At 76.7% G+C, this 1,060-nt stretch carries 1 protein-coding gene and 1 pseudogene; both read right to left on the reverse strand.

All coding sequences use genetic code 11. The features are described 5' to 3' along the window. A pseudogene (locus tag ACWJ6R_RS36895) lies at nt 1-280 on the reverse strand (hypothetical protein); the annotation flags it as partial. 144 nt (nt 281-424) lie between these two features. Further along, the coding region (locus ACWJ6R_RS36900) for a hypothetical protein (protein ID WP_449066636.1) at nt 425-1,060 on the reverse strand (636 nt) is incomplete at its 5' end.

Here is a 1,060-nt window from a genome sequence, read left to right on the forward strand (position 1 = left end):
GCTCCGGCTCCGCCGCGGCCGGGGCGGGACGCGGGGTCTCCCGGGTGGGCGTCTCGCGTTCGGAGGACGCCTGCGCGGGGACGCCGTCCTCGATGCGCCGGACCATCCGCTCCAGCTCCTCGGCCGTCTCCGCCTCGGCGTGCGACGCGCCGGCCCGCCCCTTGGCGCGGGAGAGGGCCCAGAAGCGGCGGGTGTGCTCGCCGTACCAGACCGTCCAGCCGGGCAGGCGCGCGGCCAGCGCCCGCGCCGCGGCGGCGCCTTCGGTGTGCTCTTTCGCCATCGTGACCCTCTTCTTCCGTGGTGCGCTCCGTCATGCATCGGCCGGGAGGGATCCCTTACCCGGGAACACCCGTCCCATCCGCACCGGGGGTCGTCGCGGGCCGATTCTTTGCTGAAGCATTGCGCATCGGCGGGCGTCAGCGCGTCACAACACGCTGAAAGTCAGGTAGCAGTAGTCGTCGAGCATCTTCGTCAGCGGCCGCCCGGGCCGGCCGAACTCCGCGGCCAGGGCCTCCTCGCCGAGCCCCGACTCCGCCAGCACGCGCAGCGCCCACTCCCGGCCCAGCCGCAGGTGGGCGGCGTAGGCAGCGGGCGTGCGGGCGCCGTGCAGACGTTCGGCGATCGCCGCGTCCCAGGGCATCGCGGCCTTGGGCCGCAGGGCGTGCAGGGCCTTGGAGGCGGCGGTGCAGCCGAGCGAGCGGGGGCGGGCCCCCGCGGTGGCGGGCACCGCGGCGAGGTCGGCGTAGCACAGGCCGAGCCGGTCGATCTCGGCGTCCGTGAGGCGGGCCAGCGAGCCGTCCGGGCCGGGCAGGTGGGCGGCCCAGCGCGACCACCAGGAGGTCACCGACTCGCCGAAGACGTCCGGTTCGCCGGGGCGCGGGTTGCGCAGCCGGCAGCCCCAGGAGTTCAGCCAGGCCAGCAGGGCGCGCGGATGGCCCGGGACCGAGAGGTCGAGCTGCGGGGCGGTCTCCCGGAGCAGGCGCTGCCAGGACCGCTCGGGGCCGGCGAAGCGGGCGAACTCCGCGACCGCCTCGCGCAGGGCCGCCAGGTCCGGGCCCGG

This window comes from Planomonospora algeriensis (assembly GCF_977012225.1).